This is a genomic window from Acinetobacter sp. Li1LvA2, assembly GCF_056156705.1.
Genome location: NZ_JBSICF010000001.1, coordinates 659,662 through 684,432 on the forward strand (window position 1 = coordinate 659,662; position 24,771 = coordinate 684,432).

At 38.4% G+C, this 24,771-nt stretch carries 23 protein-coding genes; 11 read left to right on the plus strand and 12 right to left on the minus strand.

Annotated elements, in window-relative coordinates:
- Positions 1-22: 22 nt before the first annotated feature.
- Positions 23-1,192, plus strand: coding sequence for a succinyldiaminopimelate transaminase (gene dapC, locus ACS604_RS03055; protein ID WP_192454501.1), 1,170 nt, complete (start codon positions 23-25; stop codon positions 1,190-1,192).
- Positions 1,193-1,250: 58 nt separating this feature from the next.
- Here the strand turns inward: dapC and ACS604_RS03060 are convergent, their stop codons facing one another.
- From ACS604_RS03060 to msrB, 4 genes are all read right to left on the minus strand, one after another.
- Positions 1,251-1,883, minus strand: coding sequence for a LysE family translocator (locus tag ACS604_RS03060; protein ID WP_474769949.1), 633 nt, complete (start codon positions 1,881-1,883; stop codon positions 1,251-1,253).
- A gap of 64 nt (positions 1,884-1,947) precedes the next feature.
- Positions 1,948-2,793, minus strand: coding sequence for an AraC family transcriptional regulator (locus ACS604_RS03065; protein WP_474769952.1), 846 nt, complete (start codon positions 2,791-2,793; stop codon positions 1,948-1,950).
- A complete protein-coding gene (locus ACS604_RS03070) occupies positions 2,793-3,278 on the minus strand; it encodes a glutathione peroxidase (RefSeq protein WP_005304488.1) in 486 nt (161 codons plus the stop codon). The genes ACS604_RS03065 and ACS604_RS03070 overlap by 1 nt, the downstream gene beginning before the upstream one ends.
- Positions 3,275-3,694, minus strand: a complete 420-nt coding sequence (msrB, locus tag ACS604_RS03075) for a peptide-methionine (R)-S-oxide reductase MsrB (RefSeq protein ID WP_004792889.1) — start codon at positions 3,692-3,694, stop codon at positions 3,275-3,277. Before msrB ends, ACS604_RS03070 begins: the two co-directional genes overlap by 4 nt.
- A gap of 238 nt (positions 3,695-3,932) precedes the next feature.
- Here msrB and ACS604_RS03080 point away from each other — a divergent pair, with 238 nt between their 5' ends.
- The 8 genes from ACS604_RS03080 (at position 3,933) to ACS604_RS03115 (ending at position 17,496) form a co-directional block, all read left to right on the plus strand.
- Positions 3,933-5,363, plus strand: a complete 1,431-nt coding sequence (locus ACS604_RS03080) for a pyridoxal phosphate-dependent aminotransferase (RefSeq protein ID WP_474769955.1) — start codon at positions 3,933-3,935, stop codon at positions 5,361-5,363.
- Positions 5,364-5,838: 475 nt separating this feature from the next.
- Complete coding sequence (locus tag ACS604_RS03085) at positions 5,839-7,146, plus strand: dicarboxylate/amino acid:cation symporter (protein WP_174732717.1); 1,308 nt, start codon at positions 5,839-5,841, stop codon at positions 7,144-7,146.
- Positions 7,147-7,834: 688 nt separating this feature from the next.
- A complete protein-coding gene (locus ACS604_RS03090) occupies positions 7,835-8,902 on the plus strand; it encodes a type II asparaginase (protein ID WP_151962634.1) in 1,068 nt (355 codons plus the stop codon).
- A gap of 199 nt (positions 8,903-9,101) precedes the next feature.
- Positions 9,102-12,665, plus strand: a complete 3,564-nt coding sequence (gene dnaE / locus ACS604_RS03095; protein WP_151962633.1) for a DNA polymerase III subunit alpha — start codon at positions 9,102-9,104, stop codon at positions 12,663-12,665.
- A 14-nt stretch (positions 12,666-12,679) separates the two neighbouring features.
- Positions 12,680-13,519 (plus strand): RNA methyltransferase, encoded by an 840-nt coding sequence (locus ACS604_RS03100; RefSeq protein ID WP_238611129.1) that lies wholly within the window; start codon positions 12,680-12,682, stop codon positions 13,517-13,519.
- Positions 13,512-14,327 (plus strand): serine O-acetyltransferase, encoded by an 816-nt coding sequence (cysE, locus tag ACS604_RS03105; RefSeq protein WP_151962632.1) that lies wholly within the window; start codon positions 13,512-13,514, stop codon positions 14,325-14,327. Before ACS604_RS03100 ends, cysE begins: the two co-directional genes overlap by 8 nt.
- Positions 14,328-14,432: 105 nt before the next feature.
- Complete coding sequence (locus ACS604_RS03110) at positions 14,433-15,374, plus strand: ABUW_2363 family tetratricopeptide repeat lipoprotein (RefSeq protein WP_174740672.1); 942 nt, start codon at positions 14,433-14,435, stop codon at positions 15,372-15,374.
- 115 nt (positions 15,375-15,489) lie between these two features.
- Positions 15,490-17,496, plus strand: a complete 2,007-nt coding sequence (locus tag ACS604_RS03115; RefSeq protein ID WP_353155375.1) for an esterase/lipase family protein — start codon at positions 15,490-15,492, stop codon at positions 17,494-17,496.
- Positions 17,497-17,550: 54 nt separating this feature from the next.
- Here ACS604_RS03115 and ahpF read toward each other — a convergent pair whose 3' ends face one another.
- The 3 genes from ahpF to ACS604_RS03130 form a co-directional block, all read right to left on the minus strand.
- Entirely contained in the window at positions 17,551-19,116 is a 1,566-nt protein-coding gene (gene ahpF, locus ACS604_RS03120) for an alkyl hydroperoxide reductase subunit F (protein ID WP_151962630.1), read from the minus strand.
- 182 nt (positions 19,117-19,298) lie between these two features.
- A complete protein-coding gene (locus ACS604_RS03125; RefSeq protein ID WP_002114296.1) occupies positions 19,299-19,820 on the minus strand; it encodes a chromate transporter in 522 nt (173 codons plus the stop codon).
- A complete protein-coding gene (locus tag ACS604_RS03130; RefSeq protein ID WP_013198158.1) occupies positions 19,820-20,380 on the minus strand; it encodes a chromate transporter in 561 nt (186 codons plus the stop codon). Before ACS604_RS03130 ends, ACS604_RS03125 begins: the two co-directional genes overlap by 1 nt.
- 101 nt (positions 20,381-20,481) lie before the next feature.
- Between ACS604_RS03130 and ACS604_RS03135 the strand changes: the two genes are divergently transcribed.
- Positions 20,482-21,384 (plus strand): LysR family transcriptional regulator, encoded by a 903-nt coding sequence (locus ACS604_RS03135; RefSeq protein WP_151962629.1) that lies wholly within the window; start codon positions 20,482-20,484, stop codon positions 21,382-21,384.
- A gap of 58 nt (positions 21,385-21,442) precedes the next feature.
- Here ACS604_RS03135 and arsH read toward each other — a convergent pair whose 3' ends face one another.
- The 4 genes from arsH to ACS604_RS03155 are packed head-to-tail and all read right to left on the minus strand — an operon-like array spanning position 21,443 to position 24,008.
- Positions 21,443-22,156 carry an arsenical resistance protein ArsH gene (arsH, locus tag ACS604_RS03140; RefSeq protein ID WP_151962628.1) on the minus strand — a complete coding sequence of 238 codons (714 nt, stop codon included), beginning with the start codon at positions 22,154-22,156 and terminating at the stop codon, positions 21,443-21,445.
- Positions 22,143-23,189: an ACR3 family arsenite efflux transporter gene (gene arsB, locus ACS604_RS03145; protein WP_174739886.1), complete on the minus strand. Its 1,047-nt coding sequence runs from the start codon at positions 23,187-23,189 to the stop codon at positions 22,143-22,145. Before arsB ends, arsH begins: the two co-directional genes overlap by 14 nt.
- Before the next feature lie 10 nt (positions 23,190-23,199).
- Positions 23,200-23,673 (minus strand): arsenate reductase ArsC, encoded by a 474-nt coding sequence (locus ACS604_RS03150; RefSeq protein WP_474769958.1) that lies wholly within the window; start codon positions 23,671-23,673, stop codon positions 23,200-23,202.
- A gap of 5 nt (positions 23,674-23,678) precedes the next feature.
- The gene (locus tag ACS604_RS03155) at positions 23,679-24,008 is read right to left on the minus strand and encodes a metalloregulator ArsR/SmtB family transcription factor (protein ID WP_174739896.1); all 330 of its coding nucleotides are present in this window, start codon (positions 24,006-24,008) and stop codon (positions 23,679-23,681) included.
- A gap of 83 nt (positions 24,009-24,091) precedes the next feature.
- Here ACS604_RS03155 and arsC point away from each other — a divergent pair, with 83 nt between their 5' ends.
- Positions 24,092-24,520, plus strand: a complete 429-nt coding sequence (gene arsC / locus ACS604_RS03160) for an arsenate reductase (glutaredoxin) (protein WP_174739885.1) — start codon at positions 24,092-24,094, stop codon at positions 24,518-24,520.
- Positions 24,521-24,588: 68 nt separating this feature from the next.
- On the opposite strand, the gene ACS604_RS03165 is transcribed toward arsC, so the two are convergent.
- Positions 24,589-24,750 carry a DUF1427 family protein gene (locus tag ACS604_RS03165; protein ID WP_016141301.1) on the minus strand — a complete coding sequence of 54 codons (162 nt, stop codon included), beginning with the start codon at positions 24,748-24,750 and terminating at the stop codon, positions 24,589-24,591.
- Positions 24,751-24,771 lie beyond the last annotated feature (21 nt).

The window sequence follows — 24,771 nt, forward strand, 5'->3', positions numbered from 1 at the left end:
TCAACTACTTGGTAACTGTTTAATGAACTCTAGCTTGTCGTTATTGCACCCATATCCATTTGAAAAGTTAAACCAGCTTTTTAAGGATACTACTCCTGCTAACCTTCCCTTGATCCCTCTATCAATTGGTGAACCAAAGCACCCAGCACCAGAGTTTGTTAAACAGGCAATTATTGACAACTTCAATCATCTATCAACTTATCCAAATAGCAAAGGCTTACCTGAGCTTCGCCAAAGTATTGCAGACTGGCTCACTAAGCGCTTTAAACTTAATAGCATTAGTGCTGAAAACCACATTTTGCCAGTATCTGGTACGCGTGAAGGGATTTTCTCATTTGTTCAGGCGCTCATTAACCGTGAAGATGCTCCGTATGTGGTAATGCCGAATCCGTTTTATCAAATTTACGAAGGCGCAGCTCTACTTGCGGGCGCAAAACCTTATTTCATCAATTGCACCGAAGAAAATGGTTACTTAGGTGATTTTGATGCTGTACCCGCAGAAGTATGGGAAAAAACTGCCCTTCTTTTTGTATGTACGCCGGGCAACCCAACTGGCACTGTGCTTTCTAAAGAACAATTCAAAAAGCTAATCGCGTTATCTGATCAATATAATTTTGTTATTGCTTCTGACGAATGTTATTCAGAACTTTGGTTCGAGCAAGCACCTACTGGTTTATTAGAAGTATGTGCAGAACTTGGTCGTGATGACTATAAAAACTGTATCGTATTTCATTCACTTTCTAAACGCTCAAACTTACCGGGTTTACGCTCGGGTTTTGTAGCGGGTGATGCAGAATTATTAAAACCATATTTGCAATACCGTACCTATCATGGTGCAGCAATGCCTGTTCAACATCAGCTTGCATCAATTGCGGCATGGAATGATGAAAACCATGTTGAAGAAAACCGTAAGCAATATCGTGCAAAGTTTGATTTATTTCAAAACGAACTAGGTCACTTATTACCTCTGCAAAAGCCAGATGCAGGTTTCTATTATTGGTTAAAAGTCGATAACGATGAAACTTTTGCCAAGATGTTAATGGAAAAAGCCCATATTAAAGTTTTACCGGGTCGTTATTTATCTCGTGACACAGATCAAGGTAACCCTGGGGAAAATCATGTACGCATGGCTTTAGTCGCCGATTTAGCACAATGCGAAGAAGTGGTTAAGCGTTTGAAAGCAATTCTTTAAGCATAGATAAGTTGTATAGCCTTCACGATTATTTAGCATGAAGGCTATACAACCGACATTAACTATAAGCAATGAGTAAGATTGCAAAACATATAAAAGCCAGACTAGAACAATAATATAAGCCTATCGCTGAACGTTTAATCTGTTCTAGAACTCGATTTTGAAGCAATAGCCGAACCAACAGTAAGTTCCAACCAAGTACGACTCCAGTCATCCACGTACTCATCAGAAATTTTTGAACTAAACTAAATTGATGCTGAATAAGCAGCATTAAGCTACTATAAAACATAATATTTTTTGGATTAAGAAGACTAGATTGTATTCCCAACATTAAGCTCTTAACTTTATCCTGATGCTGATACTCTTGATCAATCAAATCATTTTTTTCAGTAGCAAAAGTTAAGGTGCCAGCCCGAGCAGCCTTAAAACAAAGATAACTCAAATAAACCAAATACCCTGCCCCAAGCCACTTAAGTACTAAAAGAATAGTCGTACTCAAATTTCCAAGTAACATAAATCCAAACATACATGCCATTAAAATCAAGGCATTGCCAAACGTAATTCCTGCAATGACACCATATGTATAGCGCGAACCCTTTTGCAAAAGACTGGTGAGAATAAGAAAAAAATCAGGTCCAGGAGATAGCAGCGCTAAAAAGTGAGTAAAGGCGATAACTAAAAAAACTTCCATAACGATTTCATCTTTAAAACTGTATGGAATAGCTTAAAAATAGAGAAAAATAATTTATTGTAAATTATTGCGCAGCTGCGAGTTGGAACTGACGAGGAGTGATTCCAGTATGCGCTTTGAAGGCTTTATGAAAATGGCTCTGATCACTAAAGCCCAAATTTACTGCCAACTCCACAAGCGAAATCCCTTGTTTCAATTGAGCTCTGGCTTGATTAATCTTTAAATTAATTTGAAATGCATGGGGTGTTAAGCCAACATTGGCTTTAAATAGACGAATAATTGCATATCGACTAAGACCCACCTGCAGTGCAAGCTCTTCTAGAGAAATAAATCGTTCGGATGATTTAATAATATGAATTAAGTCCAAGAAGTCCTCATACAAATATTGAGTTTTCTGTATTTCTTCTAATATAAAATGAGGTAGTAACAACTGAGTAAGGCAATAGATAAGCGACTGTTCTTTTTCAAGAATCAATTTTTCAGAATCAAATAAAGTTTCATTCATACCAGAAAAAGCCTGATATAAAGACTCATCTTTAATAATGAGAGGTCTATGCTGAGGTAAATTTAAATCAAAGCCCTCTTTTTGAAATTCAGCGTACCATTGATTAAGCCAAGATATATCCAGATGCAACATCTGGTAACTCCAAACCTGATCAGGTAATGGATTACAAGAATGTTCTATATGAGCAGGTACAATGACTAAGGTACCAGTAGAAATCTTTTGTGCTGTACCAAATGAACTTTGAAAAACGCTATTCCCTTCATCTATAGCTCCAATAGAAAATGTTGGATGACTATGAGACTTATAACATGTTCGACTAAAACAAGATCTTCTGGCTTCAACATAAGGCATTCGCCCATCTTGCCAAAACTCAAAAGCTTGAGGAATAGCGTTCATCGAATTCATTAACTTGCTAATGCTTTTTCAATATCAGCTTCTAATGCTTCTGGTTTAGTCGTAGGCGCATAGCGATTAAGCACTGCACCATCTTTCCCTACCAAGAATTTAGTAAAGTTCCATTTAATCGTGCTGCTTCCTAAAATGCCTTTAGCTTCACGTGTCAAATATCTAAAAATCACGTGAGCTTCAGGGCCTTTTACATCTACTTTCGCAAACATCGGGAATTTCACCCCATAGTTGCGCTGGCAGAACGTACCGATTTCTTTATTGCTACCCGGATCTTGCCCACCAAACTGGTTGCAGGGAAACCCTAAAACTTCCAAGCCTTGATCTTTATATTTCTCATAAAGCTTTTCAAGGCCAGCAAATTGTGGTGTAAAACCACATTTACTTGCAGTATTTACAATTAGTAAAACTTTACCTTTGTAATCAGCTAATTGCTTAACTTCACCCTCTAACAGTTCAGCTTCAAACTGATAAATATTACTCATGGATAGGTTTCCTCATCATTTTTTTCTTGTGATTTAAGTTGTAATGATGCCGAGTTTACACAATAGCGCAAACCAGTCGGCTGTGGTCCATCTTCAAAAACATGCCCTAAATGGGCTTCGCAATCATGACAAACAATTTCTGTTCTGACCATACCATGCGATAAATCGTCATGTTCTTCAATTGCAGTTGGCTCAATCGGTTTAAAGAAGCTAGGCCAACCACAACCACTGTCATATTTAGTATCTGATGAGAACAATTCTGCACCGCAGCAACGGCAGACATAGGTGCCATGTTGCTTAGTATTCCAGTATTGCCCCGTAAATGCAGGTTCAGTGCCCTTTTGTCGTGTGATCCGATACTCTTCTGGTGATAACTCTCTTTGCCATTCCCGGTCTGTTTTATTGACTTTTCCCATGACATGCACCTTTATTCTGAAGTAAACATTTCTGATGATTGAGTTTTATATTTACGCCATTCCTCGCAAAAACACTAGTCTCTGAACGTAAAATTTGTTGGAATTTAATCACCTAAGCAATGGAAAGCAAAAGGTAAGCAAAATTCAAAATTAAAAGTAAGCAAATTTATATTTTATTTTCTTCCAAGGAAGCAAAGATGGTGCTATTCTTGTTCGGCACGGTTGTATAGGACAAAACATGTCTCAGAAAAAAAGTGTGCTTTTCCAGCAACTATTACCAGTTATCAAACAGTATCAGCAATCGGGCTTTACCCATGAAAAAATTGTTGAATTACTAAAAGATCAACACGATCTGAATTTGGTAACAGTTAAAACATTTAAAAGTTATTTATACCGATATGCAAAAGTGAATCCAGCTATGTCTAAAAATACTGCTATCCTCCAATCCATGCCAACTTCTCGAGAAATAAAGAAATCATCGAAGCTTGAGCATGTTTGTTATGACATTCGCGGACCAGTATTACGAGCCGCCAATGAAATGGAAGAGCAAGGACATAAAATCATCAAGCTCAATATCGGCAACCCTGCTCCGTTTGGTTTTGAAGCTCCACAAGAAATTATTAATGACGTTGCTTTAAACCTACCAAATGCGATTGGTTATGTTGACTCAAAAGGTATCTTTCCAGCACGTAAAGCTATCTGCCAGTATTATCAACAAAAAGGCATCCTAAATATGCACGTGAATGACGTGTATATTGGTAATGGTGTGTCTGAACTTATTGTAATGGCGATGCAAGGCTTGCTTGATGATGGCGACGAAATGTTGATTCCAATGCCGGATTATCCGCTTTGGACAGCAGCTGTTAATCTTTCAGGTGGTACAGCAATTCACTATAAATGTGATGAAGAAAATAGCTGGTATCCAGATATTGCTGACATTGAAAGCAAGATTACATCGAATACTCGCGGTATTGTCATCATTAACCCGAACAACCCTACTGGTTCAGTCTATCCACGCCATATTCTTGAACAGATTGTAGTGCTGGCAAAAAAATATGATCTAATTTTATTTGCTGATGAAATTTACGACAAAATTATTTATGACGGCATTGAACATGTTTCAGTAGCCTCATTAGCTGGCGACCAGCTTTGCGTATCTTTTAATGGTTTATCAAAAGCTTATCGTATTGCAGGTTTCCGTTCAGGCTGGATGGCAATTACCGGAGATAAAAGCCGCGCTGCTGACTATATCGAAGGTTTAGATATGTTGGCGTCAATGCGCCTATGTGCAAACGTTCAAGCTCAATATGCGATTCAAACTGCTTTAGGCGGTTATCAATCAATTAATGACCTGATTCGTCCAGGTGGTCGTTTGTACGAACAGCGTAATATTGCTTGGGAAATGCTAAATGAAATTCCTGGCGTAAGCTGTGTAAAACCAGAGGGAGCAATGTACTGCTTCCCTCGCCTCGATCAAAACATCTATCCAATTGAAGATGATGAAAAATTAATGCTTGATTTGTTACGTGCAGAGAAAGTGTTACTGGTACAAGGTACGGGCTTTAATTGGCCAACTCCAGATCATTTCCGTGTGGTTTTCTTACCGGCCGAAAATGAATTACGAGAGGCAATCACTCGTTTAGGTCGTTTCTTAGCCAATCGTCGTTAAAAAAATGCATATCAAAAAAGGCATCTTAAATTGGATGCCTTTTTTGATAATTTTATTTAACTAATTTAAAAAAAGAATAATTACAAACACTTCCACGCTTTCATTTCCCCCAAAATAAAACATTGAATTTAAATAACTTTTATTAAAATTTAATTTATTTAATCTTTAAATTCTGTTTAACAATTTATTTCTATATTTTTTACCATACGTTTAAATTTGTGCGTAATTTCACATTTCGCCCAATCTTCATTATGCAAAAAATGCATGGATCAATATTTTTTTGCATTTCACACTGCTTCAAAATCGAGCAACAATCCCCCTCCATAACAACATCACCATATTCGATTCGGTTAAAACAGATACAGGTATCTAGGAAGATAAAATCGGTAGAACGACCGGACTGAACTAACAAGGAAAGCTTTCAATCATTCAAATCCCATCAAAGAATGATTGAATCAAATGGATAGAGGTTCATATGAAGCAAAAGAAATTGCTCAAGTATATTGTTATTGCTATTTTACTTGGCGTACTGACAGGTTGGATTTGTCACCACTTCTTCAATGAGGGCGAACAACTCAAACAGATCGCTTCTTATTTCAGCATCGGCACAGACATCTTTTTACGCCTCATCAAAATGATTATTGCTCCATTGGTATTTGCCACAATTGTTTCAGGCATTGTATCAATGGGGAAATCTACATCAATTGGTAGTATCACACTCAAGTCAATGACTTGGTTCATTACTGCTTCGTTTGTATCGCTTGCTATCGGAATGGGTTTAGCAAACTTTTTCCAACCTGGTGCAGCTCTAGATTTAGCACTACCAACAGCTCAACAACTTAGTGGCGCTTCTCTCCCAGCGACCACTGGCTTTACGCTGCAATCATTCTTAAGTCATGTGTTTCCACGCAGTATTGCAGAAGCAATGGCAAATAACGATATTTTACAAGTACTTGTTTTCTCAATTTTCTTTGGTTCGGCACTCGCTTTTGTAAATCAAGGCAACGAGAAAGGGTCTGTTATTGTTCGTTTGACTGAAGAACTTAGCAAGATCATGTTCCGTATTACTGATTACGTCATGATGTTTGCACCTTTTGCAGTATTTGCTGCAATCGCTTCAGCAATTACAGTACAAGGTTTAGGCTTGATTGTTGACTACGGCATTTTAATCGCTGAGTTCTATTTCGGTCTTCTGCTACTTTGGATCATTTTGTTCTCTGTTGGTGCAATCGTACTTAAAAAAGATATTTTCCGCTTAGGTAAACTCATTCGTGAACCTGTAACTCTTGCTTTTGCTACAGCTTCAAGTGAATCGGCCTACCCTAAAGTAATGGATGCACTCAATAAATTTGGTGTACCTAAAAAGGTGACTAGCTTTGTATTACCATTGGGTTATTCATTTAACCTAGATGGTTCAATGATGTACACCACGTTTGCGGTACTCTTTATTGCTCAAGCTTACAACATCGATCTTAGCTTCACTCAACAAATCTTAATTCTGCTAACTCTAATGGTAACAAGTAAAGGTATTGCAGGTGTATCACGAGCTTCAATTGTAGTTATTTCAGCAACACTCACCATGTTCCATTTACCTGAAGCTGGTATTCTTTTATTGCTTGGTATCGATCAGTTCCTTGACATGGGTCGTACTGCCACAAACGTAGTAGGCAACAGTATTGCTACCGCTGTTGTTGCTAAGCTTGAAGGCGAAAAAGTAGCAGATACTGAAGAGCTACCAGAGCCTGTATTAATTAAATCAACTCAAGAACAAACAACCGCTTAAGTTTCTCTTTTCTCCCACTCTCCCAACTTAAGAGCAATTTTATATGACCTTATAAAATTGCTCTTCTTTTTATTCTAAAATTAAACAATAAAAATTTATGTGTATTTCTATATTAAATAATGAACTAAATAATGTATTTTCACTCCTATTAAATTTTCTTAAAATAAACCTTAAAAAGAGAATAAAAACCACCCAAACAGAATCTATATTCTTAGAAATAAACATCAATTGATTAATTTTTAATTCATTTCATTACTAATTAATTATATTAAACTATTGAAATTATTATTTAGTTTAACTATCAAAAAATCCATATAATTTTATTAATAAATAATATTATATATAATCAATAACATATAAATACCAAATGGTAAATAAAAACTATATCAAACCCATTATTTTTAAATTTTATAATAGTGATAAAATTATTTACCTCCTTTATATTAAAAACAAAAAAAATTAAGATAAATTAGAAAAACTTAATAGATTTTTTATTTTATTCATGATATTTATTAACGCTAAATAAAGGCAATGACTAAGCAATTGTTGATGAAACAAAATGCTATTCAGGGATGCTTCTTATTCAAACAAGTTACGAATATGTTTTACATGGTATGTGTTTTGCTTAGGAAAAGCTGACATATTCGACAAACTTTTTTACTTTCGTCACTTCATAAGGATATTTTCGATGTTGACTAAAACTGTTAAATCTTTAGGTTTAGCGATGGGCTTATTGGCCTGCTCTCTCCCACTTTACGCAAAAAATAATGTAGTTGTTGTAGCCACTGGCGGTACTATCGCGGGTGCTGGCGCAAGCTCAGCAAACAGTGCAACCTATACTGCTGCAAAAGTTCCAGTTGATGCCTTAATTAATGCTGTTCCACAAATCAAAGATTTGGCGAATGTCACCGGTATTCAAGCATTACAAATCGCTTCTGAGAGTATTACTGATAAGGAATTATTGGAAATTGCTCGTCAAGTAAATGAACTGGTAAAAAAACCATCTGTTAATGGTGTCGTGATTACTCACGGTACAGATACTTTAGAAGAAACAGCGTTTTTCTTAAATCTAGTTGTTCACACTGATAAACCTATTGTACTTGTTGGTTCAATGCGTCCTTCAACTGCTCTTTCAGCAGACGGACCACTTAACCTTTATAGCGCAGTTGCTTTAGCTGCTTCTGATGATGCAAAAAATAAAGGCGTTATGGTTCTTATGAACGACTCTATTTTTGCAGCGCGTGATGTCACTAAAGGCATTAACATTCATACAAATGCTTTTGTTAGCCAATGGGGCGCTTTAGGTACGTTAGTTGAAGGCAAGCCATACTGGTTCAGACAATCTGTAAAACGTTTTACAAATGCTTCAGAATTTAATATTGAAAATATTAAAGGCGATGCACTTCCAACTGTACAGATCGTTTATGGTTCAGACTCTATGCTTCCAGATGCATATGAAGCGTATGCAAAAGCAGGCGCTAAAGCGATTATTAATGCAGGTACTGGTAACGGTTCTGTACCAAAATATATCGTACCAACTTTACAAAATCTTCACGACAAGAACGGTATTCAAATTATCCGCTCATCACGTGTTCCACAAGGTTTTGTATTACGTGATGCAGAACAACCTGACTCTAAATATGGTTGGATAGCAGCACATGACTTAAACCCTCAAAAAGCGCGTATTCTTGCTGCATTAGCTCTTACTAAGACTAATGACGTTAAAGAAATTCAACGTATGTTCTGGCAGTACTAAGTTTTTCAACCAGCTCAAACCTTGGTGTTTGAGCTGGTCATATTTTATAAAAATAATGTCTTTTATATTAAAACTGTACAATAGATGTTCAACTCATTCTTCTTAAATAATAAAATCCTTAACAGTTTGCCAAAATATTAACCATTTCCTTTTAACTTTGCGTGTTAAACTATGCTTCGGTCGCATTAAGGATTGGTTTATGCAGTTTGTTCATCTAGGTATTTATACAGAATTTTCGATTACAGAGTCGATAGTTCGCATACCTGACTTGGTCAATGCTGCGGTTAAAGACCAAATGCCTGCGTTGGCATTAACTGACCTCTCTAATCTCCATGCGGCAGTAAAGTTTTATAATTCTTGTTTAAAAAAAGGCATTAAGCCTCTTTTAGGTAGCACAATTCGCCTTGATGATGCTCAACACCGTGCAACCTTACTTGCAATGAGTGATGTCGGGTGGAAAAGTCTAACCGAAATTGTTTCACGCGGTTTTATTGAAGGACAACAGCTCAGTATTCCATGTGTACAAAAAGAATGGATACTTGAACAGCATCAAGATATTATCGTTTTACTTGGTCAGCATAGTGATGTTGGTCAGATGCTTTGCTCATCTAACCCGCAAAAAGCAGCTCCTCTTTTAGAAGCATGGCTCGAAAAATTTGGTAATCGTGTTTATCTTGCTTTAACACGTACCGACCGTCCCGGTGAAGAAGACTTTATTCAAGAAGCAACTAAGCTTGCTGCACAATATAATATTGGTGTAGTTGCACATAATGATGTGCACTTTGTAGAAAAAGAAGATTTCGAAGCACACGAAGCACGTGTTTGTATCGCTGATGGTTATGTACTAGCAGATAATCGCCGTCCACGCATATATAGTCCTGAGCAGCACTTTAAAACCTCAGATGAAATGATCGAATTGTTTTCCGATATTCCTAGTGCTATCGAGAACACCTATCATATTGCTAAACGTTGCAACGTTAAACTGCAACTCGGTACTTACTTTTTACCTGACTATCCAATTCCAGATGGTTTTACCATCGACACTTATTTTGAACATTTATCTAAAGTGGGCTTGGAAGAACGCTTAAATTATCTTTACCCTGTTGAAAAACGTGGCGAAGACTGGCCAGAGATTCGTAAGCCTTACGATGAACGAATTGATTATGAAGTTGGTATTATCCTGAAAATGGGTTTCCCTGGATACTTCCTCATCGTCATGGACTTCATTCGATGGGCAAAAAGTAATGGTGTTCCTGTCGGGCCAGGTCGTGGTTCAGGTGCAGGTTCATTAGTCGCCTATAGCTTAGAAATTACTGACCTTGATCCTCTTCGTTACGATCTGCTCTTCGAACGTTTCTTGAACCCAGAACGTGTATCGATGCCTGACTTTGACGTCGATTTCTGTATTGCCGGACGTGACCGCGTTATTGATTATGTATCACGTACTTATGGTCGCGAAGCCGTTTCACAAATTGCAACTTTCGGAACCATGGCAGCAAAAGGTGCAATCCGTGACGTTGCACGTGTATTGGGTAAATCTTACGGTTTAGCTGACCGTATTTCAAAAATGGTGCCTACCAAACCACTCGGTGTGGACTTAGCCACCGCCATTGATATGGAACCTCAGCTTAAAGATATTGTGACCAATCCATCTAACCCAGATAACGACGATGCAAGCGAAATCTGGGAAATGGCATTAAAGTTAGAAGGTATAACCCGAAATACTGGTAAACATGCCGGAGGTGTAGTTATTGCACCAGGTAAAATTACCGATTTCTCGGCTGTACTTTGTGATGCAGATGGAACAAACCGTGTTGCTCAATATGATAAAGACGATGTAGAAGCAGCGGGTCTGGTCAAGTTCGACTTCTTGGGTTTACGTAACTTAACCGTTATTGAAGACGCGATTCAAAATATTAATAAAAACCGCGACAGTAATGATCAACTCAATATCTTGCATGTTCCTCTAGACGACGCTAAAGCCTATTCTGTCTTTGCCGATGCAAATACGACAGCGGTATTCCAGTTTGAATCCGTCGGTATGAAACGGATGCTTAAAGAAGCACGTCCAAGCAAATTTGAAGAAATTATTGCGTTCGTATCCTTGTATCGTCCGGGTCCAATGGATCTGATTCCTGACTTTATTCACCGTATGCATGGTGGAGATTTTGAATATCTCCATCCTCTTTTAGAAGGTGTATTAGAACCAACTTACGGGATTATGGTTTATCAGGAACAGGTGATGCAGACTGCACAGATCTGTGCAGGTTATACGTTAGGTGGCGCAGACTTATTACGCCGTGCAATGGGTAAAAAGAAACCCGAGGAAATGGTCAAACAGCGCCAAATCTTCTTAGAAGGTGCTGCTGAAAAAGGGATTGACGAAAGTACAGCAAACCATATCTTTGACTATATGGAAAAATTTGCAGGCTATGGTTTCAACAAATCTCATGCGGCTGCTTATGCCCTAGTTGCCTACCATACTGCATGGTTAAAAGCTCACTATCCTGCTGAGTTTATGGCAGCGGTAATGACATCGGAAATGCAAAACACGGACAGTGTTGTATTTTTGATTGATGACTGTCGAAACAATAATCTCGAAGTCTTACCACCATCAGTCAACATGTCGACTTATCACTTCCATGCAAGTAACGATAAAACGATTGTTTACGGTTTAGGTGCAATTAAAGGCGTCGGCGAACAAGCAATGCAGTCAGTTATTGACTCTCGTCGACAATTTGGTCCTTATACAGATCTATTCGATTTTTGCCATCGTATTGATTTGAAGAAAATTAATAAGCGTACTCTTGAAGCTTTAATTCGCGCGGGTGCACTCGATTGCTTAGGAATTGAACGTGCAAGTTTAATGGCACAATTGCCTGAAGCTGTGCAAGCTGCTGAACAAGCTCGTAGTAACCGTGAAAGCGGAATTATGGATTTATTTGGTGAGGTTGAAGAAGTTCAACGCAAGCCAGCTAAACCAGTAAAACCATGGAGTGACGAAGTTCGTCTCAAAGGCGAAAAAGATACGCTTGGTTTATATTTAACGGGTCATCCAATTGATGTTTACCGACAAGAACTCAAAGCTTTTATTCCTGTAAAACTAAACGAAATTACTGCGACGCGTCGTGGTGTTACAACGGTTTATGCAGGTTTGGTCATTGATGTCGCAAACTTCCCGAACCGTGTGGTTATTGTACTTGATGATGGTACGGCACGTATTGAAGTCAGCTGTAACCATGAACGTTTCCAACGTTTTAAAGATATTGTGCAAGTTGAACGTGTTGTAGTTTTCGAAGGCGAAATCTATGAGCGAGAAGGCTTTGATCGTCCAATGGGACGTTTAACCAAGGCTTTCACATTAAATGAAATAAGACAAAAACGTGCTAACAGTATTCAAATCAAATTAACAGAAGAGTTCATGCAGCCAACATTGGCAAAAGATCTGCAAAACATGATCTTGCCATTTTGCAATGTAGATATGCATCAACATATCACTCTACAATTACAGATTGATCAACCCTATGCTCAAGCCGAACTTCAGCTTGGTCCGCAATGGAAAGTCGCTCCTCTAGATGAATTACTTGCTAAACTCAGAGATTATTTTGGTAAAGATAATATTTATATTGAATATCAAGTAAAGTCGAAAGCAGCTAAAGCAGCAGACCCTGTTCGTCCACATGCTGTTGCCCCTCCTCCTGCGGGTATGTCTATGGATGATGCATTGGATTTATACCAAAGCGAAGTTTCTCAATATTCGTAATTTCTGGAAATCTTATGAGTTCGTTTGACCACACCACAGTGTCAAAACAATTAGCACAAGTGCGTATTGTCATGGTAAATACGACTTTACCTGCCAATATTGGTAGTGCTTTACGTGCCATGAAAACAATGGGACTAATTAAATTAGTTCTCGTAGCACCAAAAACATATCCTCATCCAGATATACAGGCACTTGCCGCTGGTGCCCAAGATTTATTTGAACATCTTGAGATTGTAGATACCTTAGAAGATGCGATTAAAGATTGTCATTTAGTATTTGGAACAAGTGCTCGTAGTCGCACCATTCCTTGGCCTTTACTTGATGTGAGACCTGCAGCTAAAGAAGCTATTAAGGCAACATCTCAAGGACAACAAATTGCTATTGTTTTTGGCCGTGAAGACCGTGGCTTAACAAACGAAGAATTAGCACTGGCAAATTATCATTTAACCATTCCTGTTAATCCGGACTATGGCGTATTAAATGTTGCGCAAGCAATTCAGGTTGTATGTTATGAGCTTCGCATGTCTGCTCTTGAGCAAGAGCAAGTCGAGCAGAATGTAGATGAAATGCCATTAGTTCAAGGCCAAAGCATGCAATGGGATGAACCTTTGGTGACTCAGCAACAAATGGAAGAGTTTTATCCTCATCTAGAAAAAATGCTGACTGAAATCGAATTTTTAGATCCAGAAAATCCACGTTTATTACCTTTACGCTTGCGTCGTTTATTTGGTCGTATACAATTAGATCGTATGGAATATCATTTACTTCGCGGTATTTTTAGTCGCGTACAAGCTTTAACAAGTGGTAAATGGAAAAAAGCATTATCTGACAAGGAGGATCAACCCAATGCTTAAGCAGCTTAAAGAAGATATAAAAGCTGTATTTGCGCGAGATCCTGCTGCCCGCAATACACTCGAAGTTCTTACCACCTACCCTGGCATTCATGCAATTATGATGCATCGTGTCGCGCATGAATTATGGCAAAAAGATTGTAAAGGTGCAGCTCGCCTACTTTCTTCATTTAGCCGTTTTGCAACTGGAATTGAAATTCATCCTGGCGCTAAAATCGGTAAGCGTTTTTTTATTGATCATGGCATGGGTGTTGTGATTGGTGAAACTGCTGAAATTGGTGATGATGTTACGCTTTATCATGGTGTTACCTTAGGTGGTACCACTTGGAAAACTGGTAAACGCCATCCAACTTTAGAAGATGGTGTTGTTGTGGGTGCCGGTGCGAAAATTTTGGGTCCATTTACTGTAGGTAAAGGTGCCAAAGTCGGTTCGAATGCTGTAGTGACCAAAGCTGTTCCTGCTGGAGTAACTGCTGTAGGAAACCCTGCTCGCTATATCTATAAAGATGCCGACAAAACTAAAGATAAAGATGAAGAACGTCGCCGCGATTATGCACAAAGTATTGGTTTTGCCCCATATGCGACAACTGCTGATCAGTCGGATCCTATTTTAGAAGGTATGCGCGTTTTACTTGATCGTATTCAGCACAATGAAACGCGTATGAATAATTTATGTCAGCGTTTATCAGAGCTAGATCCTAGCTTCAAAAAGGAAAGTCAAGATGAACAACCTTTTAGTGATGAAGAGCTAAAAATTCTTGAAGAAGTGCGTCGTGAATGTGGGGCACAAAACAAGATATCAAAAACGTAATATTCTTGATTCATAATGTAACACGCTTACTCTTGCATGTCGGTTTAGCTTTTTCTAGACTTGTCACTACCAAATCTGACTTTACTAAAATGAACGGAAGATCCTATGAATTTTAAGCCTTTGGCATATATCATCCTTGCGACTTCAAGTTTAACAGCTTGTACAATGGCACCTGTAAAACAACAAAAAATTGAGCCTTTTGTTTTCAAGGAACCAGAGCTTACTCCTCCTTTTTATGCGTTAAATCCTTTTAACTATGATCAACCGCCAGCATTTGAAGTTGCCTTAAAAGACGCTGCTGCACAGCCAGTAACCAAAATGGTTGTTAATCGTCAAGATGACCCAACTAAACAGCTTACTCTCGACGTCAATAAATTGATTGTTCCAACTGTAAATAATTCACAGCGTTCAATGAAATATGCTGTTTTAGCTGGTGAAAATGAAATTGATGTTACAAGTATTGACGACTTTTTACAGTTAGTAGAAGGCAAAGCTCGTCACTACCCACCTCGCTTTACTGATCGCCAAGAACGTAAAGGTTTCGAAAGTAAACTTAAAGAAGTAACACAACAACTTGATACACTTGCTGCAAACCCAAATGCATCATTTGATATTTTGCTTCGTGCTTTCAAAGCAAGTGTTCTTGCGCGTAATCTTGATTTAGGTACCGTTCATACCACTAGATCTTTAGAATATGCTCAAAGACTTTTAAAAATTAGCCCAGATGATGCAGAAACGAACTTCTGGTTTGGTTTCGGTTTATCTGAAGGTGGTGGTCAACGTGAAGCCATTCCTTACTTAGACAAAGCAATTAAAGGTAATGTTCAAGAAGCATATCTAGCTGCTGCAAATAACTATATTGCAATGGAGCAAAAGAAAAACGCGATTCAAACGCTCAAAAATTATAAAGTAAAATATCCAGATGAAGCTGAAATTGCTGATCGTTTAATTCAAGAAATTGAAAAACAAGGTCGTTGGAATGTATGGCAAGTATTGACTAACCCTGCTATGTCTCCTGCTACCTCTACTGCAACATCTAAAAAATAAGCTTAGTGCTTCAAAAAGGGCTGTTTTGACAGCCCTTTTTTGTATTTGATCATTTGAAAATTACTTTAAAATTTGTATGATCTACCTACCATTGAGCCACTATATTTTGACCCTAATGTTTTCAATAAAAAGAAACAAAACACTGTTGACGGTCATGCTACTCGGTTCAATTCTGAGTGGATGTCAGGTCGTAAATGTTAAACAGCAAGCTTTAAATGTAACCATTGCAAATGAACGTAATAGTATTCTTACGCAAGATAAACTCAGCGAAGCAAGCCTGAATGTTTTATCTATGTCTGGTCAGGAAGCTAAAGTTTGTACAGACACCCCTGAAACCTGTGTAAATCAACTCAAAAACCTTCCTCAAATTTTAGATGAACAATTTTTATCTGCTGCAAGCGAGATGTACCTCGCAAAAGCAATGGCCTTATCAGATACCTCTGACTGCAAAGTAAGTAGATTTACCAAACATAAATCTGAAGAAGAACAAAAGAGTATCCAGAATAGTTATGATAACTGCTTAGACCAGCAATTGAATTTATTAGATAAAAGTATTCGTTATAGCTACGCTTATCTTTTTGCAACGAAACGCTTACCTGCCGACCGTATTTTTGATAATAGACAAGTTCAAATTCGCGACTTCTATAATCAAGCAATTGCCAAAATGGTCAGTGTTTATGATTTAAGGCACCCCAAGAAAAATGTGGTTGAACCACAAATTCACATTGGTAAAAGTGTTTACACAATTGACTTTGAGTTTCATAGACAGTTAACAGGTCAAAAATTAGAAAAATTAATTTCAAGTTATAACTTAAATTTTTCAGGATTAAGAACCATTAACCGCCGCGATGGTTTTGGCTCTGAATTTGTAGCGGTTTTTCCTAGTTCAGGAAAAGAAGATATTAATGAATATATTCTAGACCCGCTTAAATACAATTATAAAAATGGTGTTAATCCCAATATTCATCATGCACGTTATTTAGCTGCAACTATTGTCGCTGAACCAAAACATGCGACCACTGTTGAAGAAATTATTAATAATCCTGAATTCATAATTCGAGTTTATGACCCATATCGGACAGATAATATCAAGGTAGCTGGTAAACAATATCCTCTGGCTGCTAACTTTTCAGCGCCTTATGGACTATGGCTGGCCGAAAATAACTTAGGTGTGGCAGCTTATTTAAGCCTGATTGACCGCGATCAGCACTTAACTATGCCGCACCTCTACATGCTTGAACCGTATAATCCAAATAAGAAAATTATTGTGTTAGTCCATGGTTTGGCAAGTAGCCCTGAAGCTTGGATTGCACTCACCAATGATGTTATGGGTGACACGGTTTTACGAGACAATTACCAAGTTTGGCAAGTCTTCTATTCAACCAATATGCCAATTTTGGAAAGCCGTTTCCAAACTTATGCCCTTCTTAAACAAGCTTTTGGTTCTTTGAACCCAAATGACCCTGCTGCACATAATGCTGTTCTTGTGGGCCATAGTATGGGAGGTATTATTAGTCGGTTACTGGTTAGTGATGGTGATATTACTAAGCCTGCTTTAGATTTGATGACGATTCGTCAGCAAAACCGTTTCAAGAAACATCCAATGGTTACTGAGCGATTGCAAATGCATTCAATCAATAATTTTGATCGTGCAATTTTCTTAGCTTCTCCTCATCGAGGTACAGATTATGCCGATCGTTGGTTTACGTTAGCTGCACGTAAAATTATTCGTTTACCGGGTGCATTTTTGTCGGCTGTAGCAACGTCTCTCACCACTGAAAATTTAGATGTTAAAGATTTCTTGGGTAATATTGATAATGGTTTGATTCAAAATGGTCCAAGTGACTTAAGTCATCAGTCTAAATTTATGGAACTTACAGAAAATATTAACCCGCACCAGGGGTTAGTCTTCCACTCTATTATGGGGAATATCACCAAGAGCGATGATCCAAATGTGATTACTGATGGTATTGTTCCTTATAAAAGTGCTCATTTAGAAGGTGCCAAGTCTGAGAAAGTTCTTCCGGGTGGTCATTCAATCCAGCTCACTCCACAAGCGGTACTAGAATTGCGTCGTATTTTACGAGAGCATTTAGTCGAACACGGTTTATATAAACCATAAAAATAAAAAAGAGCCAAAGGTTATCCTTTGGCTCTTTTGTTTTGAAATTAAATTTTATTGCCCAGAGCGGATGATGTAATCAAACGCAGAGAGTGATGCTTTAGCACCTTCACCTGTCGCAATAATGATTTGCTTGTAAGGTACAGTCGTACAGTCACCTGCAGCAAATACACCTTTGACATTGGTTTCGTTGCGATCATTCACAATGATCTCACCACGGTTAGTTAACTCAACTTCACTGTCTTTTAAGAAGTCAGTATTTGGTAATAAACCAATCTGTACAAATATCCCTGCAAGTTCAACTATATGCTCTTCATCAGTCGCACGGTCTTTATATTTAAGACCAGTCACTTGTGAGCCATCACCCAACACTTCTGTGCTTAAGGCATTCATAATCACAGTTGTGTTTGGCAAGCTATGCAGTTTGTTTTGCAAAACTTGGTCAGCACGTAGTTTTGTATCGAACTCAACCAGAGTCACATGTTCAACAATACCTGCAAGGTCAATCGCAGCTTCAACACCTGAGTTACCCCCACCAATCACTGCAACACGTTTGCCTTTGAATAATGGACCATCACAGTGTGGGCAGTACGCAACACCACGGGTACGGTATTCTTGCTCACCCGGTACATTCATTTCTCTCCAACGTGCACCTGTTGAAAGGATCACAGTTTTCGATTCAAGTTTGGCACCGTTTTCAAGTTCAACTTCAACCAGACCGTTTTCAGTTTGGTTGGCACCTGTGATTTTGCTCACACGTTGCAGGTTCATGATGTCGACATCATATTCACGAACATGCGCTTCCATCTCGGCAGCAAACTTAGGACCTTGAGTCTTTTGCACAGAGGTGAAGTTTTCAATATCCATGGTATCCATGACCTGACCACCGAAGCGTTCAGCTACGATACCCGTGTTAATGCCCTTACGTGCAGCATAGATTGCTGCTGTTGCACCCGCAGGTCCACCACCAATCACCAATACATCAAAAGCATCTTTGGCATTGAGTGCTGCTGCATCTTTCTCGGCAGAGTTAGTGTCGAGTTTTGCCACAATCTCTTCAAGCGTCATACGACCTTGACCAATGTGTTCATTGTCTTGGAACACCATCGGTACAGCCATGATTTTGCGTTGTTCAACTTCGTCTTGGAAGAATGAACCATCAATCATGGTTGCTGTTGTGTTCGGGTTGTAAATCGCGATCAGGTTAAGTGCCTGTACCACATCCGGACAGTTATGACAGCTTAATGATACAAACACATCAAAGTTGGCTTTGAGGTTTAAACCTTTAATCTGGTTAAGCACTTCATTTGACACTTTAGGTGCATAACCAGACACCTGTAACAGCGCCAAGATCAAAGATGTAAACTCATGGCCCATTGGTAAGCCAGCAAAGAACACACGAGGCTGTTCACCTGTTTTAGCCACACCAAAGCTTGGGCGACGTGTATTGTTGCCATCAAAACGGGCAGTCACTTTGTCAGAAAGCTCAGCGATTTCTATTACAAGTTCTTTAATTTGAGCTGCTTTATCTGATTGATCTAAAGCAGCCACTAATTCGATTGGACTTTCTAAACGTTCTAAATAAGCTTTTAATTGAGTTTTAATGTTTTGATCTAACATCTGTTTTTTACTCCAATGCATCCAAATTCTTTCAATAGATGCATAGTACGTTAAAACATAAAATAGGTAAAACAGTATGTTTTTATATATTCAATCGATTTTTTAGATTTTATTATTATTCACTTCAAATCAAAAAAAGCCAACCTGAACTCATCCCAGCGCAGGTCAGCAAACTGGTTAAACTAGAGTAAGACCACACCAAATACAGCCCCAGCAATCAGGACATGCAAGGGATGCACTTTTTTAATTAAAGATAATAAAGTTGCAATGACTACCATAATAATAAGTAAAGTATTTATTGCCGCTGCCTCAGAAATAATCCACGCACTGGCAAGCACTGTTCCCACAGTGACAGGTTGTAAAGCAAGCTGTAAAACACGGCGCCATTTCTTATCTTTAAATTTTGACCAACCTCTCATTACAAACACAGTAATAATCGATGAAGGTAAAAATTTAGCAGTAGACGTTACTAGTAGACCTGACAATCCCGCTACATGCCACCCTACCAACGGTACAATCATCATGTTTGGACCAGGAGCTGCTTGAGCCATGGCAAATAATGCACTAAATTCTTGTGCTGTCATCCAATGGTGAATATCAACTACTTGGCGTTGCATCTCAGGCAAAATTGTATTGCCGCCACCAAATGCAATAAGAGACAATTGGGTAAAAATGATGGCTAAAGTAAGTAGAACTGCTCCCATTACACACGTCTCCAAATAATAGTTGAATAAAGTGCCAACAAAATCAGCATAGTCAAAAGCAAGGAAATTTTTAGAAAAGCAATGCTAACAATTGCTGCCACAACAACACACATTGCTATTGGGTTACGTAATAATGGTTTCAACATTTTCAAACCAGTTGCAACCAGAAGCCCAGCTGCTGCTGCTCCCAGCCCTTCAAAAAGATGCTTAACCATAAGGTTGTCTTGGAACTGCTCATAGACATAATGTAAAAGTACAACAATTATCGTAGGCGCAAGGATCAACCCAATCAGTGAACTCACCGCGCCACGGACACCGCGAAACTCCATGCCAATCGCAACAGATAAATTAATGATATTGCCGCCCGGTAAAAATTGACACAGACCCAGTAACTCAGTGAATTTTTCAGGACTTAGCCACTGTCGTTGCTCTACAACGACTTTACGAGCCAAAGGTAATACACCACCAAATCCGATTAAACCTAATGTTAAAAAACCTAAAAACAGTTCTGTGCAAGTCGGTACGGTCTCCTTCTGCACAGCAATCTCAACATGGTTCATTTTCGTTACTTTTCACTTTATCTGACCAAGATAGAATGCTACTTTTATGATATATCTACAAATGCTTTTATTTTCATTAACCATACCCTAAAGGTATTCCTATGCTAGATTTATATAAGCTTCATGCCTTTGTGGTGGTGGTAGAAGAAAGAAATATCACGCATGCCGCAAACCGATTATTTATTCAACAGCCGCCTTTAACGCGTTTACTCAAAAAACTTGAAGAAGAACTCGGCACACAGTTAATTATTCGCCAGCCTCGTGGCATTGAACCGACTGAAGCGGGCTTAGCCTTATTTAAAGAAGCACAACTTTTATTAGAACATGCCAAACATATTCCAAAATTAGTCCAAGATGTTAGCCAAGGTAAAACTGGACAACTCAATATTGGTTTTACGAGTTCCGCAGGTTTGCATCCGCTTATTTCATTAGTATTGCGGTCATATCGAGAAATATATCCAAAGGTACTAACCAAACTTGAAGAAGCAGGCAGCCAAAAACAATTAGATCGATTAATCTCAGAGAAACTTGATATCGCTTTTTTAAGAGCACCCATCAGCCGTGATATTGGGCTAAAGCATCTTCATATATTAGATGAGCCAATGGTAGTGGCATTGCCTATGGGTCATCCACTTACACAAAAAGAAAAAATTAGCTCAAATGACTTATCAGATGAGAATTTTGTTTTATACCGCCGCTCTTCTGGACAAGGTTTATATGACAATATTTTATATAGTTGCTATCAGGCAGGTTTTAGTCCACGCATTATTCAGGAAGCACCACGTCCTACCGCAACATTAAATTTAGTTGCTGCTGGAATTGGTATAACGATTGTACCAGCCTCAATGCATAACTTTTGGGAACATGAAATTGTATATCGCGAGTTTGATGACTCTATAAAAATGAATGCTCCTATTTACTTGATTATAAGAGAAAATGAGAATTCAGCCAAAGTTTCAAACTTCATTGAACTATTACAAAAACTATTACCGACAATTGCTTAGTCTAAAAAATACTCAATAAAAAGTGCTCTAACTAGAGCACTTTTTGGGATAAAACTTTTTATTTTTGATTGACTCGTTTTGATAGCTCTTCTGCCGATTCTTTCCGCTCCGAATAGCGATCGCTCAGGTACTGTTTTTGCCCACGTGTTAATAAAGTGAACTTATAGAGTTCTTCCATTACATCAACAATTCGGTCCAAGTAAGAGGATGGTTTCATACTGCCATCTTCTTCGAACTCTAAAAAAGCTTTAGCAACAGAAGACTGATTTGGGATGGTAATCATGCGCATCCAACGTCCTAAAATACGCATTTGATTCACGGCATTAAAAGACTGTGAACCACCGCTAACTTGCATAACGGCTAAGGTTTTACCTTGTGTTGCACGTATTGCTCCGCCAGCTAAAGGAATCCAATCAATTTGAGCTTTTAAAATTGAACTCATTGCCCCGTGACGCTCAGGCGAACACCACACCATACCTTCTGACCAAGCCAAAAGTTCCTGTAACTCTTGTACTTTTGGATGATCAGTTGCTGTATCTTCGGGTAAAGGCAAACCTTTAGGATGAAAAATTTTGACTTCGGCACCTAGGTATTCAAGGATACGCCCAGCAGTTAGCACAGCAAAACGGCTATAAGAGCGTTCACGATTCGAACCATATAACAATAAAATACGGGGTGGATGTTCAAGCTGCTGTGCTTGTATTTGTTCGAATGTAGGCTTATCCAAAAGGTTAAGCTCTACATTTGCTAAATCATTATTAGAACTGTTCATGTGAGAAATACTTTTTCTTTAACCAAAGCGAAACTGAAACGAGTGAAATTAAAACCGGAACTTCAACCAATGGTCCAATTACTGTAGTAAAAGCAACCGGAGAAGCTAAGCCAAATGTTGCAATTGCAACTGCTAAAGCGAGCTCAAAATTGTTACCCGCTGCGGTAAATGAAATGGCAGTCGTACGTGGGTAGTTATTCCCCATTCGTTTACTCATAAAGAAGCTGATAAAGAACATCACCACAAAGTAAATTGTTAGTGGGACAGCAATCAGTAATACATCTAGAGGTAAACTCACCACATCGCCACCTTTTAAACTAAACATGGCAACAATAGTAAAGAGTAAGGCGATTAGACTTAACGGGCTAATTTTTGGTAAAAACTTGGTTTGATACCAACTCAAACCTTTTGCCTTAACTAAAACTAGACGAGTCAAGAAACCCATTAAAAATGGAATACCCAAATACACCAATACAGCATGGGTAATGGTCCAAAAATCGACATTAATGACTTGTCCTGCCACACCAAAGTACGGAGGCAAAAAGGTTAAGAATAACCATGCATAAGTGCTAAAGAATAAAATCTGGAAAATACTGTTAAATGCAACCAAAGCTGCAACATATTGGTTATCCCCACATGCCAAGCCATTCCACACTAAAACCATTGCAATACAACGTGCTAACCCAATCAGAATCAGACCCGTCATATATTCCGGATAGCTATGTAAAAAAATAACCGCAAGAATAAACATTAAGACTGGAGCAATAATCCAGTTTTGTATTAAAGACAAAGCGAGTGTTTTCTTATCTTTAAACACTTCTGGCAAAGTTGCATAGTCTACTTTTGCCAAAGGCGGATACATCATTAAAATTAAACCAATCGCAATTGGAATATTAACGTTATCTACACTGAGCTGATTTAAAGACACTGATGCTTGAGGAAAGAAAACACCAATGGCTACACCTAAAGCCATAGCAATAAAAATCCATAGCGTTAGGTTTCTATCTAAAAATGATAGCTTAGATTTGGCCATGTTATTCTCTTTAATCAATATGCGAGATTTGGTTAATTTCATTAATAAGTTGCGAACGGCTCAAATGTGCAACATCTAATGCAAATAAAGCATCTAAACGGCGGTTAATATGATTTACAGTATTTTGGAACGCTTTGAGTTTTTCTTCTTTTGGTAAGTCGAGATGTGACGGGTCACTTAAGCCCCAATGAGCCTTAATTGCGCCACCTAAATACAATGGGCATGCTTCTTGCGCTGCTGAGTCACAAACAGTGATTACTACATCTGGTTGATATTGCTCGCAATCATCAATCGTTTTACTCCATAAGCCATCTGTAGATAAACCTAATTTTTTAAGGGTTTCAATCGTTAACGGATGTACCTGACCAGAAGGTTTGCTGCCCGCACTATAAGCTTTCCACCCTTCTGGTGCGCGGCTATTAAATAAAACTTCTGACAAAATACTACGGCAACTATTACCCGTACATAGGAATAGAAATTTCATGATCTTTACTCACAAAAGGTAGAAATAGACCCTAGCTGACAAGACAATGGTTTCATTGCATCGTCATCTTGCTGCGCCAAAATATTCAAAATGTTGTTTGCCCAGATCGGCAGTTCAGGATTAACGCTGTAATACACCCATTGCCCCTGTCTTGAATCAAGAAGGATGCCATGGGTTCGTAATAGGGCTAAATGTCGGGAAATTTTTGGTTGGCTCAACTCAAGCTGTTCAGTTAGCTCGCAGACACAGATATTTTGTTTGCTCAGAACTAACTTAAGAATGTTTAACCGAGTTTGATCAGAAAGACATTTAAAGAAATCGACTTGAGTGATCATATTTGCAGCCACTTATATTCGTTATTGCAAATATACGGATATCCATATATAAATGCAATATCTTAATTCAATGAATAATTATCATGGCGGAACTAGTGAAGATTTACCATAACCCAGCATGTGGCACATCACGCAATACATTGGCGCTTATTCGTCATGCGGGGTTTGAGCCTATCGTTATTGAATATTTGCAAACACCACCCAGTAAAGATGAACTGATTCAACTTATTAGGGATTCAAACTTAACTGTACGTGAAGCAATCCGAAAAAATGTTGATCCCTATAAAGATTTAGAACTGGAACAAGAGCATTGGACCGATGAACAGTTAATTGATTTTATGGTTCAGTACCCAATTTTAATTAATCGTCCATTTGTGGTTACACCCAAAGGCACACGCCTTTGCCGCCCTTCTGAGGTGGTATTGGACATTTTAGATTCACAAAACTTAGGCTATTTTGCAAAAGAAGATGGTGAAGTCATTATTGATGAGCAAGGCCGTCGTATAAAATAATTGAAGACACACATCAATATAAAAAGCTAAATGGCACAACACCATTTAGCTTTTTTGAGTGAAACGGGTTAAAAATAAGACTTAATAAAAGGAAGAAGTTGCTCTCCGACTACCATGCCCAATAACCCTACTAATGCAACAAGAGGCGGAGCCGGTGACTTAACATTTAAAACATAATATAAGACACCAACGAGCAGCCCTACAGCCAAAGATAACAAGTACATTTTCATCGTACATACCTTAGGGAAGCA